The 16261-nt window shown below is 60.2% G+C and carries 10 protein-coding genes; 7 read left to right on the top strand and 3 right to left on the bottom strand.

Annotated features, from left to right (window positions below):
• Positions 1–48 precede the first annotated feature (48 nt).
• The gene (locus HBJ59_RS02735) at positions 49–1659 is read right to left on the bottom strand and encodes a methyl-accepting chemotaxis protein (protein WP_372241457.1); all 1611 of its coding nucleotides are present in this window, start codon (positions 1657–1659) and stop codon (positions 49–51) included.
• Between the two features lie 426 nt (positions 1660–2085).
• Here HBJ59_RS02735 and aceK point away from each other — a divergent pair, with 426 nt between their 5' ends.
• The 7 genes from aceK to HBJ59_RS02700 all read left to right on the top strand — a co-directional run bounded on the left by aceK (position 2086) and on the right by HBJ59_RS02700 (position 13159).
• A complete protein-coding gene (gene aceK, locus HBJ59_RS02730) occupies positions 2086–3807 on the top strand; it encodes a bifunctional isocitrate dehydrogenase kinase/phosphatase (RefSeq protein ID WP_076014794.1) in 1722 nt (573 codons plus the stop codon).
• Positions 3808–3877: 70 nt separating this feature from the next.
• Positions 3878–7789 carry an ATP-dependent RNA helicase HrpA gene (gene hrpA, locus HBJ59_RS02725; protein ID WP_076014793.1) on the top strand — a complete coding sequence of 1304 codons (3912 nt, stop codon included), beginning with the start codon at positions 3878–3880 and terminating at the stop codon, positions 7787–7789.
• A gap of 355 nt (positions 7790–8144) precedes the next feature.
• Positions 8145–9266: a beta-ketoacyl-ACP synthase III gene (locus HBJ59_RS02720; protein ID WP_167662712.1), complete on the top strand. Its 1122-nt coding sequence runs from the start codon at positions 8145–8147 to the stop codon at positions 9264–9266.
• A 25-nt stretch (positions 9267–9291) separates the two neighbouring features.
• Positions 9292–9906, top strand: a complete 615-nt coding sequence (locus HBJ59_RS02715) for an RNA polymerase sigma factor (protein ID WP_017479164.1) — start codon at positions 9292–9294, stop codon at positions 9904–9906.
• Positions 9900–10133 carry an anti-sigma factor gene (locus HBJ59_RS02710; protein ID WP_167662711.1) on the top strand — a complete coding sequence of 78 codons (234 nt, stop codon included), beginning with the start codon at positions 9900–9902 and terminating at the stop codon, positions 10131–10133. Before HBJ59_RS02715 ends, HBJ59_RS02710 begins: the two co-directional genes overlap by 7 nt.
• 338 nt (positions 10134–10471) lie before the next feature.
• A complete protein-coding gene (locus HBJ59_RS02705; RefSeq protein ID WP_167662710.1) occupies positions 10472–11806 on the top strand; it encodes an OprO/OprP family phosphate-selective porin in 1335 nt (444 codons plus the stop codon).
• 228 nt (positions 11807–12034) lie between these two features.
• On the top strand, positions 12035–13159 hold the full coding sequence (locus tag HBJ59_RS02700; RefSeq protein ID WP_167662709.1) for a GNAT family N-acetyltransferase: 1125 nt from the start codon (positions 12035–12037) through the stop codon (positions 13157–13159).
• A 313-nt stretch (positions 13160–13472) separates the two neighbouring features.
• On the opposite strand, the gene aqpZ is transcribed toward HBJ59_RS02700, so the two are convergent.
• On the bottom strand, positions 13473–14171 hold the full coding sequence (gene aqpZ, locus HBJ59_RS02695; RefSeq protein WP_167662708.1) for an aquaporin Z: 699 nt from the start codon (positions 14169–14171) through the stop codon (positions 13473–13475).
• 179 nt (positions 14172–14350) lie between these two features.
• The gene (locus HBJ59_RS02690; RefSeq protein WP_167662707.1) at positions 14351–16183 is read right to left on the bottom strand and encodes an ABC transporter ATP-binding protein; all 1833 of its coding nucleotides are present in this window, start codon (positions 16181–16183) and stop codon (positions 14351–14353) included.
• Positions 16184–16261 lie beyond the last annotated feature (78 nt).

Raw genomic sequence — 16261 nt, 5'->3', positions numbered from 1 at the left:
CGGAAGTGTTGCCCACGGACCTGTCTGACACAATCGCTAATACATGTTTTACAGCACGAAGCGCGTCACCAAACCATTGAGGTCCACCGCCAACCGCGACAGTTCCTGGCTGGCCGCCGAGGTCTGGGTGGCACCGGCGGCGGTTTGCGTCGACAGGTCCCGAATGTTCACCAGGCTGCGGTCCACCTCTCGGGCCACCAGTGCCTGCTGCTCGGCGGCGCTGGCGATCACCAGGTTGCGCTGGCTGATCTGCGAGATCGCCGCGGTGATTTTCTCCAGTGCACAGCCGGCGCTGTTGGCCCGCTGCAAGGTCTGGCCGGCGTGTTCGGCGCTGCTGTTCAAGGCACCGACGGTGTCCTGGGTGCCTTGCTGGATACCGTTGATCATCTGCTCGATTTCTTCGGTGGAGTCCTGGGTGCGTTGCGCCAGGGAGCGCACTTCGTCTGCCACCACGGCAAAACCGCGACCGGCCTCGCCTGCGCGGGCCGCCTCAATCGCCGCGTTGAGCGCCAGCAGGTTGGTCTGGCCGGCAATCCCGCGAATCACTTCCAGTACCTTGCTGATGTCCTGGGCCTGCACCGCCAGGCCTTCGGCCTTGGTCGAGGCCTCGAGCACTTCGTCCACAAGGTTCTGGATCGAGCTGATGGTTTCGCTGATCTGGTAGTGGCCGTGCTTGCTGTCTTCGTCGGAGGCCTTGGACGCTTCGGCGCTGGACACCGCATTGCCCGCCACTTCGTCCACTGCCGCGCTCATCTGCGTCACTGCGGTGGCAGCCAGTTCGATTTCATCGTTCTGCGCCTGCAGGCCGCGGGTGCTCTGTTCCATCACCGAACTCATCTCTTCGGCCGCCGAGGCCAACTGCTGCGACGATTCGCTAATGCCACGGATGGTGTCCTGCAGGTTGGTCTGCATGGTGGCCAATGCGGTGAGCAATTGCGCCGACTCATCCTTCCCTTCCACGACGATCGGCCGGCTCAGGTCGCCGGACGCGATGGTGCGGGCCACCGTCAGTGCCTGGCCAATGGGCGTGGTGATGCTGCGGGTCAGCAGCCAGGCCAGCAGTAATGTTGCCATCAGGGCGGTGACGATGATGCTGCCGACCACCCATTGGGCGCTGGTGTACATCTGCGCCGCCGACGTTGCGGCGTCTTCCACACCTTTTTGGTTGAAGGTGATCATGTCTTCCAGGCTTTTATTGAGGACCATGCCTTGGGGCGCCAGGCGGCTGTTGAGCAGGTCCATGGCATTTTGCTGCTGGTCCTGGTCGACCAGTTGAATCATCTGGGCGACGATCGTCATATAGCTCGCAACGTTGGCTTTCAACTGCTTGAGCAGGTCGCGTTCTTGCTCGTTGCTCAGCAGGGTTTCGTGACGGTTCAGCAGCTCTTCAAGGTCGCCGCGCTGGCGGGTGATCAGGTTTCTGCTGTTGTCACGCACCCGGGACTCGTCGGTGGTGAGCAAGCGCAACGCTTCCAGGCGGATGCTGGCGACATAGGCGGCGCTGTCGTGAATGTTTTCAATGCTTGGCATCCACGATTCTTCGATGATCAGCGCGCTTTCCCGCAGTTTGGCCATCTGGCCTAAACCAAACAGGCCGACCACGATCAACAGGCTGGCCAAAACCCCAAAACTCAGACTGGCGCGCAGACCGATCCCCATATTCCTCAATGACATCTCAATGCTCCTTGGGCGATTAGAACCTGTTCCCGGACCGGTCTTCTGACCTTGTTAGGTGGGAGAGGGCGCGCTATATAGCAAAGAGCCATCATGAAGGTAATCAGGGTTTCCCTTACGTTGGATCCAATGCTCCAAAGGGAACCGAGGTCCAGCGTGCTAGAGCAAATACTCGGGTTTTCCAGGGGCTCCCGGGGGAGGCCCGTGGTTAGAGGCCTTCAGATGAAACGTTTAACTTGGCTGAAATGACTTCGAGGTTTTTTATTGACCGAATGGTCTACTTAATAAAATTGAAAATAAATGTACAAAGTGAACAAACCTGTACAAGGCTGAACGAAAAAATGTCCCTTCTCCTGTTCCTGCACACTGGCTAAGCTCAGCTCACTCCAAATGCCCGCAGAGGTTTCCCAAATGCCGCAGCAAACGCCAGCCCTCGACATTGCACAGATGATCCTCGACGGCTTCGACGACTACCGCGAGCACTTCCGCCAGATCACCGATGGCGCCCGGGAGCGTTTCGAAAAGGCGCAGTGGCAGCAAGGGCAGGCGGCCTCGGCGGCACGTATCAACCTGTATGAAGACAAGGTCAGTGAAGTCACGGCGCGGCTGCGGGCAGCCTTCGATGAAGCTGTATTACTCGACATTGCGGCATGGCCGCTGGTGAAAAGCGCCTACATCAGCCTGATCGACCTGCGGTTTGACGATGAGCTGTCCGAGACCTGGTACAACTCGACATTTTGCGGGCTGTTCAGCCATGACCTGATCAGCGACGGTTGCATGTTCATTCACACCACGCGGCCCAGCCTGCGCCGTGCCCGAGCCGCGCAAACCCGCACCTACAAGCCGGAGGGCAATCTGACGGGAATGCTGGAACAGATTTTCGCCGACTACGGTTTCAGCGAACCCTACGCCGACTTGCCCGCCGACCTGCGCCGCCTGGAAGCGCAATTGCGCGAGAACCTGCCGGATTGGGTCTGCAAGGACCCGGACCTCAACGTCGAACTATTCTCCTCGGTGCTGTACCGCAACAAAGGCGCGTACCTCGTAGGGCGCATCTACACCCGCGACGAACAGTGGCCACTGGTGATCCCGCTGCTGCACCGGGAAGGGCGCGGCATCCAGATCGACGCGCTGATCACCGACGAAGCGGATGTGTCGATCATCTTCTCGTTCACCCGCTCCTATTTCATGGTGGATGTGCCGGTGCCGGCGGAGTTTATCGGCTTCCTCAAGCGCATCCTGCCGGGCAAGCACATCGCCGAGCTGTACACCTCCATCGGCTTCTACAAACACGGCAAATCCGAATTCTATCGGGCGCTGATCAACCACCTCGCCACCACCGACGACCAGTTCATCATGGCCCCGGGCGTGCGCGGCATGGTCATGAGCGTGTTTACCCTGCCGGGCTTCAACACCGTGTTCAAGATCATCAAGGACCGCTTTTCACCGTCGAAAAACGTCAACCGCGCCACGGTGATCGAGAAGTACCGGCTGGTGAAAAGTGTCGACCGAGTCGGGCGCATGGCTGACACCCAGGAGTTCGCCGACTTCCGTTTTCCGCTGAGCAAGTTCGAGCCCGAATGCCTGGCCGAATTGCTTGAAGTCGCCGCCGGTACCGTCGAAGTGGAAGGCGATACGGTACTGATCCGCCACTGCTGGACCGAGCGGCGCATGACCCCGCTCAACCTCTATCTCGAAAACGCCAACGAAGCCCAGGTGCGCGAAGCGCTGGAAGACTACGGCCTGGCGATCAAGCAACTGGCGGCGGCAAATATTTTCCCCGGCGACATGCTGCTGAAGAATTTCGGCGTTACCCGTCACGGTCGCGTGGTGTTCTACGACTATGACGAAATCTGCTTTCTCACCGAGGCCAACTTCCGCCACATCCCCGCGCCGCGTACCCCGGAAGATGAAATGGCCTCCGAGCCCTGGTACTCCATCGGTCCGCTGGATGTGTTCCCGGAGGAATTTCCGCCATTCCTGTTTGCCGATGCCAGCCAGCGCCGGCTGTTCGACGAACTGCACGGCGAGTTGTACAACGCCGACTACTGGAAAGGCCTGCAAGACGCGATTCGCGCCGGCAAGGTGATTGACGTGTTTCCCTACCGTCGCAAGGGTCTGGACAACGAATGAGGGGAGCGCGTGGCGGCGCTTTTCTGCGACAATCCGCCCCCTGCATACATAGACGACCTTTGCGTACCTGATGACTGACCAAGCGCCCGCTATCGACCAACTGCTGAAAAACCTCGATCACGCCATGCTCGCCGACCGCCACCGCTTGCGGCGGCAGCTGCTTGAGCTGCGCAAGAAACCCGATGAGGAAAAACTTGCGCAGTGGGTGACGCGGATGCAGGCCTCCTGCGCGCAAGTGACGGCGCGGCGTGCCAGCCTGCCGGTGATTCGCTATGACGACAGCCTGCCGATCGCCGCCAAGCGCGACGAAATCAAGGCGGCGCTGCTCAAGCATCAGGTGCTGATCATTGCCGGTGAGACCGGCTCGGGTAAAACCACGCAGTTGCCAAAAATCTGCCTGGAAATCGGCCGCGGCCAATACGGCCTGATCGGTCATACCCAGCCGCGGCGGATTGCGGCGCGCAGCGTGGCAAGCCGGGTCGCCGAAGAACTGGCGACGCCGTTGGGCTCGCTGGTGGGTTATCAAGTGCGGTTTGAAGATCAGAGTGATTCAAACACCCTGATCAAGCTGATGACCGACGGCATCCTGCTGGCCGAAACCCAGAACGACCGCTACCTCGAACGCTACGACACGATCATCGTCGACGAAGCCCACGAACGCAGCCTGAACATCGACTTCCTGCTGGGCTACCTGAAAACCCTGCTGCCGCGTCGTCCCGATCTGAAGGTCATCATTACTTCGGCGACCATCGACCTGGAGCGCTTTTCCAAGCACTTCGACGATGCGCCGATTGTCGAGGTGTCGGGCCGTACCTTCCCGGTGGAAACCTGGTACCGCCCGCTGACCCTGGAGCAGGACGAGGAGGGCAACCGCGTCGAGGACGACCTGACCGTCGACCAAGCGATTCTCGCCACCCTCGACGAAATTGCCGCCTTTGAACGCAGCGAGCGCAAGAGCCCAGGCGATGTGCTGGTGTTCCTGCCCGGCGAGCGCGAGATTCGCGACGCTGCCGACATGCTGCGCAAGGCCCAGCTCAAGCACACCGAAATCCTGCCGCTGTATGCGCGCCTGTCACCGGCCGAGCAACAGCGGATTTTCCAGTCCCATCCGGGCCGGCGCGTGGTGCTGGCGACCAACGTCGCGGAAACGTCGCTGACCGTGCCGGGCATTCGTTATGTGATCGACAGCGGCACCGCGCGCATCAGCCGCTACAGCTATCGTGCCAAGGTCCAGCGCTTGCCGATCGAGGCGATTTCCCAGGCCAGCGCCAACCAGCGTAAAGGCCGGTGCGGGCGGGTGGAGCCGGGCATTTGCGTGCGCTTGTTCAGCGAAGAAGATTTTATCGGGCGTCCGGAATTTACCGACCCGGAAATCCTGCGGACCAATCTCGCGGCCGTGATCCTGCAGATGCTGCACCTGCGCCTGGGCGAGATCACCGACTTCCCGTTTATCGAGCCGCCGGATGGCAAGGCCATCAGCGACGGTTTCAACCTGCTGCAAGAGTTGTCGGCGGTCGACCGCAACAGCCAACTCACCCCGATGGGCCGCCAGTTGGCGCGTTTGCCGGTGGACCCGCGCATGGGCCGCATGTTGCTGGAAGCCGCCAAGCTCGGCAGCTTGCAGGAAGTGCTGATCGTCGCCAGCGCCATGTCGATCCAGGACCCGCGCGAGCGTCCGCCGGAACGCCAGCAAGCCGCCGACCAGGCTCACGCACAGTGGAAGGACCCGGATTCGGACTTCGCCGGGTTGGTGAATCTATGGCGTGGTTTTGAAGAACAGCGCCAGGAACTGACCGCTAGCCCGTTGCGTAACTGGTGCCGCAAGAATTTCCTGAATTACCTGCGCCTGCGGGAGTGGCGTGATTCCCACCGCCAGTTGAGTTTGATCTGCCGCGACATGCAGCTGACCGTCAACAAGGAACCGGCGGATTTCCCGAAACTGCACAAGGCGGTGTTGTCCGGCCTGCTGAGCCAGATCGGCCAGAAAACCGAAGACGGCGATTACCTGGGCGCGCGTCAGCGGCGTTTCTGGATTCATCCGTCCTCGGGCATCGGCAAAAAGCGCCCGCAATGGCTGATGACCGCCGAACTGGTGGAAACCACCAAGCTGTATGCACGGATGGTGGCCAAGATCGACGCCGACTGGATCGAGCCGTTGGCCGGGCACCTGATCAAGAAAAACCACTTCGAACCCCATTGGGAGAAGAAGCGCGGCCAAGTGGTGGCGTTTGAGCAGATCACCCTGTTCGGGTTGATCATCGTCGGGCGCCGGCCGGTGCATTACGGGCCGATTGATCCGGTGACGTCCCGTGAGCTGTTTATCCGTGAAGGCCTGGTGCGCGGCGAGATTCAGTCCCGGGCCCGCTGCCTGACGGCCAACCAGCAACTGCTGGAGCAGCTCGACGAGCTGGAAGCCAAGGCCCGCCGGCGCGACATCCTGGCGGACGAAGAAACCCTGTACGCCTTCTACGATGCGCGCCTGCCCGCCGAGATCCACCAGACCGCAACCTTCGACAGTTGGTATAAGGTCAACAGCCAGAAAGACCCTCAACTGTTGATCATGCGCGAAGAAGACGTGCTGGCCCGCGAGGCCAGTGAGGTCACTGCTGCCCATTACCCGGACACCTTGCACCTGGGCGACCTGGCCCTGGCCTTGAGTTATCACTTCGAACCCAACCATCCCCGGGACGGCGTGACCTTGCGCGTGCCGGCGCCGCTGTTGCCGGCCTTGCCGCCCGAGCGCCTGGAGTGGCTGGTGCCGGGTGTGATCGAGGCCAAGTGCATTGCCCTGGTGCGTAACTTGCCCAAGGCCCTGCGCAAGAACTTCGTGCCGGTGCCGGATTTCGTCAAGGCGGCCCTGCAACGCATCGAATTTGGCCAAGGCTCGTTGCCCCAGGCGCTGGGGCGCGAATTGTTGCGTATGACCGGGGCAAGGGTCAGCGATGAAGCCTGGGCTGAGGCTGCGCAGCAGGTGGAAAACCACCTGAAGATGAACCTTGAAGTGGTCGACGGCCAGGGCAAGTTCCTCGGTGAAGGCCGCGACCTGGCCGAGCTGACCGCACGTTTCGCCGAAGCCAGCCAGGCCGCGTTGGCCGTACCGCAGACGGCGAAAAGCCAGCAGCCGGTGGAAGCCAAGGTGTTCGCAGCGGTGGCCGAGAAAACCCAGCAAAACATCGCCGGGTTGTCGATGACGGTGTATCCGGCATTGGTTGAAGAAAACGGTACGGTCAAGGAAGGGCGTTTCTCCACCGCCGCCGAGGCGGAGTTCCAGCACCGTCGGGCCTTGCAACGTTTGCTGCTGCAACAATTGGCCGAGCCGGCAAAATTCCTGCGGGGCAAGTTGCCCGGCCTGACCGAGTTGGGGCTGATGTACCGCGAGCTGGGGCGTATCGAAGCCCTGGTGGAAGACATTCTGCTGGCCAGCCTCGACAGCTGCGTGCTGGAAGGCGAAGCCAGCCTGCCGCGTGACGGCGCCGGCCTGGCCGCCTTGGCCGAGCGCAAGCGTGGCAGTTGGACCGAACATGCCGAGCGCCAGGCGCGCTTGACCCTCGACATCCTGAAACTGTGGCATGGCCTGCAAAAACGCTTCAAGGGCAAGATTGACCTGGCCCAGGCCGTGGCTCTCAATGACATCAAGCAGCAACTGAGCAACCTGGTGTATCCCGGTTTCGTGCGGGAAACCCCGGCGCAATGGTTCAAGGAGCTGCCGCGTTTCCTCAAGGCCATCGAGTTGCGCCTGGAGAAACTGCCGAGCCAGGTGCAGAAGGATCGGGTCTGGAGTACCGAACTGAGTGGGTTGTGGAGCCAGTATCAGAATCGCCTCAACAAACACGCCCAGGAAGGTAAGCGCGACCCTCAGTTGGAGCTGTATCGCTGGTGGCTGGAGGAATACCGGGTGTCGCTGTTTGCGCAGCAGTTGGGCACCAAGGTGCCGATTTCCGACAAGCGTCTGAGCAAGCAATGGAGCCTGGTCGAAGCGTGACCGACGTGCGGCAAGCAACTGTGGCGAGCGAGCTTGCTCGCGCTGGGCTGCGAAGCAGCCCCATAAGGTCTCTCTGAAACACCCGGGTAACTTTATTGGGGCCGCTTCGCGACCCAACGCGAGCAAGCTCGCTCGCCACAGGGAAGGTGTTTGTGCGGGATAGGCGCCAAGTTTCCGATGTTGTGGCAAACTTCGCGGTTATAAATGCCGGGATCGTCGAGTTGGGCTGTCGCAGCCGTGGCGCGATGGAATAAAGCGTTACCAGTTTGAAGGCCGCTGGGCGGCATAAAACTACTTACGGTTTGGTACGACGGTACCAATACCCTTCTGCCTGAACAGATTTAGAGGAACGACCGTGCATAACGTCGTCATCAGCGGCACAGGCCTGTACACCCCGGCCAACAGCATTTCCAACGAAGAGCTGGTGCAGTCTTTCAATGCTTACGTGCAACAGTTCAACCTGGATAACGCCGCAGCCATCGAACGCGGCGACGTCCAGCCACTGACCGAATCCAGCGCCGCCTTCATCGAAAAGGCCTCAGGCATCAAGAGCCGCTTTGTCATGGACAAGGCCGGCATTCTCGACCCGCAGCGCATGGCGCCGCGCCTGCCGGAGCGCTCCAACGACGAGTGGTCGATCCTCTGCCAGATGGCCGTGGGTGCTGCCGAGCAAGCCTTGCAGCGCGCCGGCAAGACCGCCGCTGACATCGATGGTGTGATCGTTGCCTGTTCCAACCTGCAGCGGGCGTACCCGGCAATTGCCATTGAAGTCCAGGAAGCGTTGGGTATCCAGGGTTTCGGCTTTGACATGAACGTGGCCTGCTCCTCGGCGACCTTCGGTATCCAGAATGCCGCCAACAGCATCCAGCTGGGCCAGGCCCGGGCGATCCTGATGGTCAACCCGGAGATCTGCACCGGCCACCTGAACTTCCGCGACCGCGACAGCCATTTCATCTTTGGCGATGCGGCCACCGCCGTGATTCTGGAGCGGGCCGACCTGGCCACTTCCGAGCATCAGTTCGACGTGGTGAGCACCAAGCTGCTGACCAAGTTCTCCAACAACATCCGCAATAACTTCGGCTTCCTCAACCGCGCAGCAGAAGAGGGCATTGGCGCCCCCGACAAGCTGTTCGTGCAAGAAGGCCGCAAAGTCTTCCGTGATGTCTGCCCGATGGTCGCTGAGTTGATCGGCAAGCACCTGTCGGAAAACCAGCTGAATGTCGGCGATGTGAAGCGCTTCTGGCTGCACCAGGCCAACCTCAGCATGAACCACCTGATCGTCAAGAAACTGCTGGGCCGTGAGGCTTCGGTGGAAGAAGCGCCGGTGATCCTCGATACTTACGCCAACACCAGCTCCGCGGGTTCGGTGATTGCGTTTCACACCTACCAGGACGACTTGCCCAAGGGCGCTGTGGCCGTGCTCAGCTCGTTTGGCGCCGGGTATTCGATTGGTAGCGTGATTTTGCGCAAACGCTGATCATGTTTTGAAATCGAGGTCTTGAATGGCAGCAGCGGACGACGCGCACCTGCTTGAACGATTGCTCAAGGGTGAGCAGCGGGCCTACAAGGAGTTGGTCACCACCTACCAGAGCGCGATGCGTGCCGTGGCCTATGCCATCGTTGGCCAGCGCCATGCCGATGAGGTGGTCCAGGACGCCTGGCTGTCGGTGGTGCGCAACCTGGCGAAGTTCGAGGGGCGCTCCAGCCTCAAGACCTGGCTGCTGACCATCACGGCCAACTCGGCAAAAGGCCGCTACAAGCAAAATCGCCGGGAAGTGCTGCTTGATGACCTGCCGTCACCCCACGGCACCATCGGCGATGATCGCTTTGTGCCTGACGATGGCCACTGGGCCGTCGCGCCGTTTGCCTGGCATCAGGACACTCCCGAAGCGCTGCTTACCGAAGACGAACTGCGTAAATGCCTTGAGCACACACTGGCGAGTCTTTCCGAACTGCAAAGCAGCGTGCTGCTGCTGCGCGAGCGTCAGGGCCTGGAGTTGGAGGAGATTTGTAATCTTCTGACGCTATCGCTCTCAAATGTTCGTGTGCTGCTGCATCGAGCACGGCTTAAAGTCTTCGCCACGGTGGAGCATTTTGAGGAAACCGGCGAATGTTGACCTGTAAAGAACAAGTGGCGCGTTCCAGTGACTATCTCGATGGGCAACTGACCTTTCGCGAGCGTCTGCTGGTGCGTCATCACCTGATGTTCTGCGCCAACTGCCGGCGCTTTATCCGGCAGATGCGCTTGATGCAGGCGACGCTGAAGATCCTGCCCGAGCCGCCCATCGCTGATGTTGACGCGCTGGCCGAACGCCTGGCCGCCGAGCGTTCCCGCGACCAGTAAAACCCGTCACTTTTCACACAAAAACCAAGCCCGCATCGATAAATGATGCGGGCTTTTTTTGATCAAAAAATAACCAACATGGAAAATATTTCATTTTTATCAGATGTTTTTACATTTTGTATCATCTGACATTTTCGACACTTTTAAGCGCTGGAGCCTTTATATTTTGGGGCTTCTGCTTATTTCCACTGGCTATTAAAAAGTTCCCTTGTAATAAAATCTTTATCTTCCAGCAACCCCGCTGAAATATCCCCTAACCAAGATCGCCCCCCAACACCAGCGGCTCTAAACCGCGTGTTTTACCAATGCATAAGACCATCAATTAGGGGAATTCTTCGATGATCCGTAAGCACTTCGCCGGTTTCGCGGCCAGCGTCTTGGCCCTGGCTGTTACCGCCCAGGCTTTCGCCGGTACTGTCACTACTGACGGCGACGATATCGTTGTCAAAACCAAGGGCGGCCTTGAGGTCGCAACCACCGACCAGAATTTCAGCTTCAAACTGGGTGGTCGTTTGCAGGCCGATTACGGCACGTTTGATGGCTTTTACACCAAGAATGGTGACTCGGCTGACGCCGCGTATTTCCGACGCGCCTACCTTGAATTGGGCGGCACGGTGTACAAGGACTGGAAATACCAGATCAACTACGACTTCTCCCACAACTCCGGCAACGCCGATGATGGTTACTTCGACGAAGCGTCCTTTTCGTACGTAGGCTTTAAGCCGGTGGTGATTCGCGCGGGCCGTTTCGACGAAGACTTCGGTCTGGAAAAAGCCACCAGCTCCAAGTGGGTCACCGGGGTTGAGCGCAACGCCGCGTATGAAGTCGCGGACTGGATCCACTCCCACGCCAACGGCATGGGCATCCAGGCCAGCTCGGTGGTCGGCGACATGGCTTACCTGTCGGCCAGCGTTTCTTCCAAGGACATCAACGACAAGAACGGCAAAGGCGTGAAGCAATTCAACGCCCGTGCGGTGTTCGCGCCGATGCATGACACCGGCAACGTGCTGCACCTGGGCCTGGATTACGCGGTACGTGACCTGAAGGACACGGCCTTCGACTCGCGTATTCGTCCACGTCTCGGCGTTCGCGGGGTGTCCACCAACGGCGGCAACGATGCGGGCGCCAACGGCAACCGTGCGACCTTCGGCGGCGGTGTGGGTCTGGATTCCGGCAGCCTGACGGCGAATGATGCCTACGACACTGACACCGTGTTCGGCGGCGAATTTGCATTCGCCCGTGGCCCGTTGTCCCTGCAGGGCGAATACCTGAACCGCAAGATGAAGGCCGACAGCAGTGCCTATCAGGACGTGAAAGCCAGCGGCTTCTACGGCCAGGTGGCCTACACCCTGACCGGCGAGTCCCGCGTCTACAAACTCGACGGTGCCAAGTTCGACACCATCAAGCCCGAGGACAAGCAGTACGGCGCGTGGGAAGTGTTCTACCGTTACGACAACATCACCGTTGATGACAAAAACGTAGTGCGCAACACCGCCACCCGTGAAGTGGGCGATGCCAAGGCCAACCTGAACATCATCGGGGTGAACTGGTACGCCAACGAGGCGGTGAAAGTCTCCGCCAACTACATCAAGGCCAAGACCGACAACGTGGTCAACGCCGCCGGCGACGACAGCGGCGACGCCATCGTGGCCCGCGTGCAGTACGTGTTCTAAGCACCTGTAATACCGCTTTAAAGCGCTCTTTCTTCATCCGTCAAAGCGCTCCTCATTTGGTTTGCCCCGCCGTTTGGCGGGGCTTTTTTTTGCGTCGGGTCTGGTCGGCGCGAGCTTGCTCGTGAAGAACCGGAGATCATCGCGTTCTGTCAGAATGGTCGCGTTATCGTTAACGACCATCGCGAGCAAGCTCGCTCCTACACAAAGCCGTGACCGTCGGGGAATGGGATGCCGTTACAACGTTTGAATAACCTGTCCGAGATTGCGCCCGATGAATGGAATGCGTTGGTCCCCGCTGATCAGCCGTTTCTGCGCTATGCGTTCCTCAGTGCCCTGGAAGACAGCGCCAGCATCGGCCCGCACTCTGGCTGGCAGCCGGAGCATTTGCTGCACTATGAAGGTGGCCGGCTGATCGCCGCGTTGCCCAGCTACCGCAAATGGCATTCCTATGGCGAATACGTGTTCGACCATGGTTGGGCTGACGCCTGCGAGCGTGCCGGCATTGATTACTACCCGAAGCTGCTGACGGCCGTGCCCTTCAGCCCGGTCAGCGGTCCGCGTCTGTTGGCTGCCAGCGCCGAGGACGGTTTCGAGCTGCTTAAAAGCCTGCCCGGTTACCTGGAGATCGAAGGCCTTTCCAGCGCCCATATCAACTTTACCGATGCCCTGGCGGATACCGCGCTGGCTCAACAGCCAGGCTGGTTGCAACGCCTGGGCTGCCAGTTTCATTGGCAGAATCGCGGTTACCGCGACTTCCAGGACTTCCTCGACGCCTTGAGTTCGCGCAAGCGTAAACAGATGCGCAAAGAGCGCGAACAGGTGGCGGGGCAGGGCATTGAGTTCGAGTGGTTGCAGGGCCATGAGTTGAGCGAGGCGCAGTGGGATTTTGTCTATGCCTGTTACGCCAATACTTACGCCATCCGCCGACAATCGCCGTACCTGACCCGGAATTTTTTCAGCCTGCTGGCCGAGCGCATGCCGGAAGCGATTCGCGTGGTGCTGGCCAAACAAGGTTCACGGCCGGTGGCCATGGCCTTTAGCCTGATCGGCGGCGACAGCTTTTATGGGCGTTACTGGGGCTGCCTGGCCGAGTTCGATAGGCTGCATTTCGAGACCTGCTTCTATCAAGGCATGGACTACGCGATTGCCCATGGCTTGCAGCGTTTCGACGCAGGCGCCCAGGGCGAGCACAAGTTGATTCGCGGGTTTGAGCCGGTGATCACGCATTCCTGGCATTACCTGCGCCATCCGGGATTGAAGACGGCGGTGGCGGATTTCCTGGCGCGCGAAAGCGTGGGGATTCTGGCGTATGCCGAGGAGGCGAGGGCAGCCCTGCCTTACCGGCAGGGCTAAATACCGTATAGGTGGGGCGAAGCAATCACCGATGGCGCATGGATCAGAACGAAGACGAATTAACTGCGCGCCTATCTTCTGATGACTGACGATGTTTTGGACGCAAAATCGATCAAGTGTGGGAGCTGTCGAGCCTTGGCGAGGCTGCGATGCAGGCGCTGCGGTCTGGCAGGTACAGCGCGGTGATCCCATCGCAGCCTCGCCGGGGCTCGACAGCTCCCACCTTGAGCTGCTTTGTTTGGACGCCGGCACTCTTTAACTGAACAGAATTAAGGGCAGCCCTGCCTTACCGGCAGGGCTGAACCCGTTTGGCTCAGGCGGTTTTTTCCGTGCCCAGCCAGCGATAGGTAATGCCGCCGACCACAGCACCGAGGATCGGCGCCAGCCAGAACATCCACAACTGTTGGAGCGCCCAACCGCCAACAATCAGCGCCGGGCCGGTACTGCGGGCCGGGTTGACCGAGGTGTTGGTGACCGGGATCGAGATCAGGTGGATCAGCGTCAACGCGAGGCCGATGGCAATCGGCGCGAAACCCGCCGGCACACGGCGGTCGGTGGCGCCGAGGATGATCAGCACGAACATCGCCGTCATCACCAGCTCACACACAAACCCTGCCGCCATCGAATAACCACCGGGTGAATGCTCGCCGTAGCCGTTGCTCGCCAGGCCCGTGGCCAGTTCGAACCCTGGCTTGCCGCTGGCGATGTAATACAGCAACGCGGCGGCGACGATGCCGCCGATGACCTGGGAGATGATGTACGCCGGTAACTCCCTGGCCGGAAACCTTCCGCCCACTACCAGCCCCACTGACACCGCGGGGTTAAGGTGGCAACCGCTGATGTGCCCGATGGCAAATGCCATGGTCAGCACCGTGAGCCCGAACGCCAGAGCCACACCGAGCACCCCGATCCCGACGGGCGACGATGCGGCCAGTACCGCACTGCCGCAGCCACCCAACACCAGCCAAAACGTACCCAGTCCTTCCGTAACGGAACGCTTGAACAGTGACATGAACACATCCTTAGTAGATTGCTCTATCTGATTAACGGGTCTGTGACGCTTCCCTGCTGCCTTAAATCAGGGCCCTCCTGGGGCCTGATTGCAGTACAGCAGGATTGTGTCGCAAGACCAGCTGGATAGAGAAAACTGTCAGAATTGTTCGGAATTGAGGGTGCAGTTAACCAACGGAATCAGTCTATTCCAACGAACCCGCCGGTCTGGTGTTGCCACAATCGCGCATACAAACCGCCGTGTGCGAGCAATTCGGCATGGCTGCCGGTCTCGGCAATCTGGCCTTTTTCCAGTACCACCAGCCTGTCCATTCTGGCAATGGTGGAAAGCCGGTGGGCAATGGCGATTACCGTCTTGCCCTGCATCAGGGTTTCCAGGCTTTCCTGGATTGCCGATTCGACTTCCGAATCCAGTGCCGAGGTGGCTTCGTCCATGATCAGGATCGGCGCGTCCTTGAGCAGTACCCGCGCGATGGCGATCCGCTGACGTTGCCCGCCGGAGAGTTTGACCCCGCGTTCACCGACGTGTGCGTCCAGGCCAGTACGGCCCTCGGCATCCGACAGCAACGGGATGAACTCGTCGGCGCGGGCCTTGTGCACCGCGGCCCACAGCTCTTCGTCGGTAGCGTCCGGCTTGCCATACAGCAGGTTGTCGCGGATCGAACGGTGCAGCAGCGAGGTGTCCTGGGTGATCATGCCGATCTGTTCGCGCAGGGTTTCCTGGGCGACTTCGGCGATGTTCTGGCCGTCGATCAGGATGCGTCCGCCTTGCAGGTCGTACAGGCGCAGCAGCAGGTTGACCAGGGTGGATTTGCCCGCGCCGGATGGACCGATCAGGCCGATTTTTTCACCCGCTTTAATGTCCAGGTTCAGGCCGCCGATGATTCCGCTCTTCTTGCCGTAGTGGAAGTCCACCTGATCGAACCGCACCTCACCATGGGGCACTTCCAGGCGCGGGGCATTCTCGCGATCGGTGACTGCCAGCGGCTGGGCGATGGTTTTCAGGCCGTCCTGAACCATGCCGATGTTTTCGAAAATGCCGTTGACCACCCACATGATCCAGCCGGACATGTTGACGATACGAATCACCAGGCCGGTGGCCAAAGCGATGGCGCCCACCGAAATCAGGGATTGGGTCCACAGCCACAGGGCGAGGCCGGTGGTGAAGACAATCAGCAGGCCGTTCATGGTGGTGATCACGATGTCCATGCTGGTCACGACGCGGCTGGCCAACTGGGTTTTCTCGGTCTGCTCGACGATGGCTTCCTTGGCGTAGTTCTGCTCGAAATTCGTATGAGCGAACAGCTTCAAGGTGGTGATGTTGGTGTAGCCGTCGACAATCCGTCCCATCAATTTGGAACGTGCCTCGGAGGAGATCACCGAGCGCTCCTTGACCCGTGGCACGAAGTAACGCAGGGCCAGGCTGTAGGCGATGATCCAGGTAATCAGCGGGATCATCAGGCGCCAGTCGGCTTCGGCGAACAGCACCAGGGCGCTGATGGCGTAGATCGCCACGTGCCAGATCGCGTCCACGGCGGCCACCGCGGAGTCGCGCAGGGAGTTGCCGGTTTGCATGATGCGCTGGGCAATGCGCCCGGCGAAGTCGTTCTGGAAAAAATTCAGGCTCTGCTTGAGCACATAGTTGTGGTTCTGCCAGCGGATCAGGCTGGTCATGCCCGGGCTGATGGTCTGGTGCACCAGCAGGTCATGCAGGGCGCCGAAGATCGGGCGCAGCAGCAGGGCGACCACGGCCATCCAGATCAGCTCATTGGCGTGGATCTGGAAGAAGTTGGCGGGCGGCGTGCCCTGGGCCAGGTCGATGATGCGACTCAGGTAGCTGAACAGCGCCACTTCGATCAGCGCACCGATCAGGCCCACCACCAGCAAGGCGGCAAAGCACGGCCACACCTGGCGCAGGTAATAGATGTAGAACGGCAGGACTTTATCGGGAGGGGCCGCGCTGGGAGCGTCGCGGAAGATGTCGATCAGTTGTTCAAAACGACGATAGAGCATTAGGTATGACGCCCGCGCGGCGGGCTCTCCTGTTCAAAGGCGCGCGGTGCCTCGGGGGCACCGCGCGAAACTCCCTGT

This window comes from Pseudomonas sp. AN3A02 (genome assembly GCF_011765255.1).
In the GTDB taxonomy this organism is placed as follows: Bacteria; Pseudomonadota; Gammaproteobacteria; order Pseudomonadales; family Pseudomonadaceae; genus Aquipseudomonas.
Note: the sequence above shows the minus strand (reverse complement) of the source record. Positions and strands in the feature narration are given on the sequence as shown.

Bases quoted from the DNA above. Each gene is read 5' to 3' on its own strand.
- HBJ59_RS02710 (WP_167662711.1), top strand. From the start codon at position 9,900: ATGTTGACCTGTAAAGAACAAGTGGCGCGTTCCAGTGACTATCTCGAT.
- hrpA (WP_076014793.1), top strand. From the start codon at position 3,878: ATGACTGACCAAGCGCCCGCTATCGACCAACTGCTGAAAAACCTCGAT.
- aqpZ (WP_167662708.1), bottom strand. From the start codon at position 14,171: ATGTCACTGTTCAAGCGTTCCGTTACGGAAGGACTGGGTACGTTTTGG.
- HBJ59_RS02705 (WP_167662710.1), top strand. From the start codon at position 10,472: ATGATCCGTAAGCACTTCGCCGGTTTCGCGGCCAGCGTCTTGGCCCTG.
- HBJ59_RS02715 (WP_017479164.1), top strand. From the start codon at position 9,292: ATGGCAGCAGCGGACGACGCGCACCTGCTTGAACGATTGCTCAAGGGT.
- aceK (WP_076014794.1), top strand. From the start codon at position 2,086: ATGCCGCAGCAAACGCCAGCCCTCGACATTGCACAGATGATCCTCGAC.
- HBJ59_RS02700 (WP_167662709.1), top strand. From the start codon at position 12,035: ATGCCGTTACAACGTTTGAATAACCTGTCCGAGATTGCGCCCGATGAA.
- HBJ59_RS02735 (WP_372241457.1), bottom strand. From the start codon at position 1,659: ATGGGGATCGGTCTGCGCGCCAGTCTGAGTTTTGGGGTTTTGGCCAGC.
- HBJ59_RS02690 (WP_167662707.1), bottom strand. From the start codon at position 16,183: ATGCTCTATCGTCGTTTTGAACAACTGATCGACATCTTCCGCGACGCT.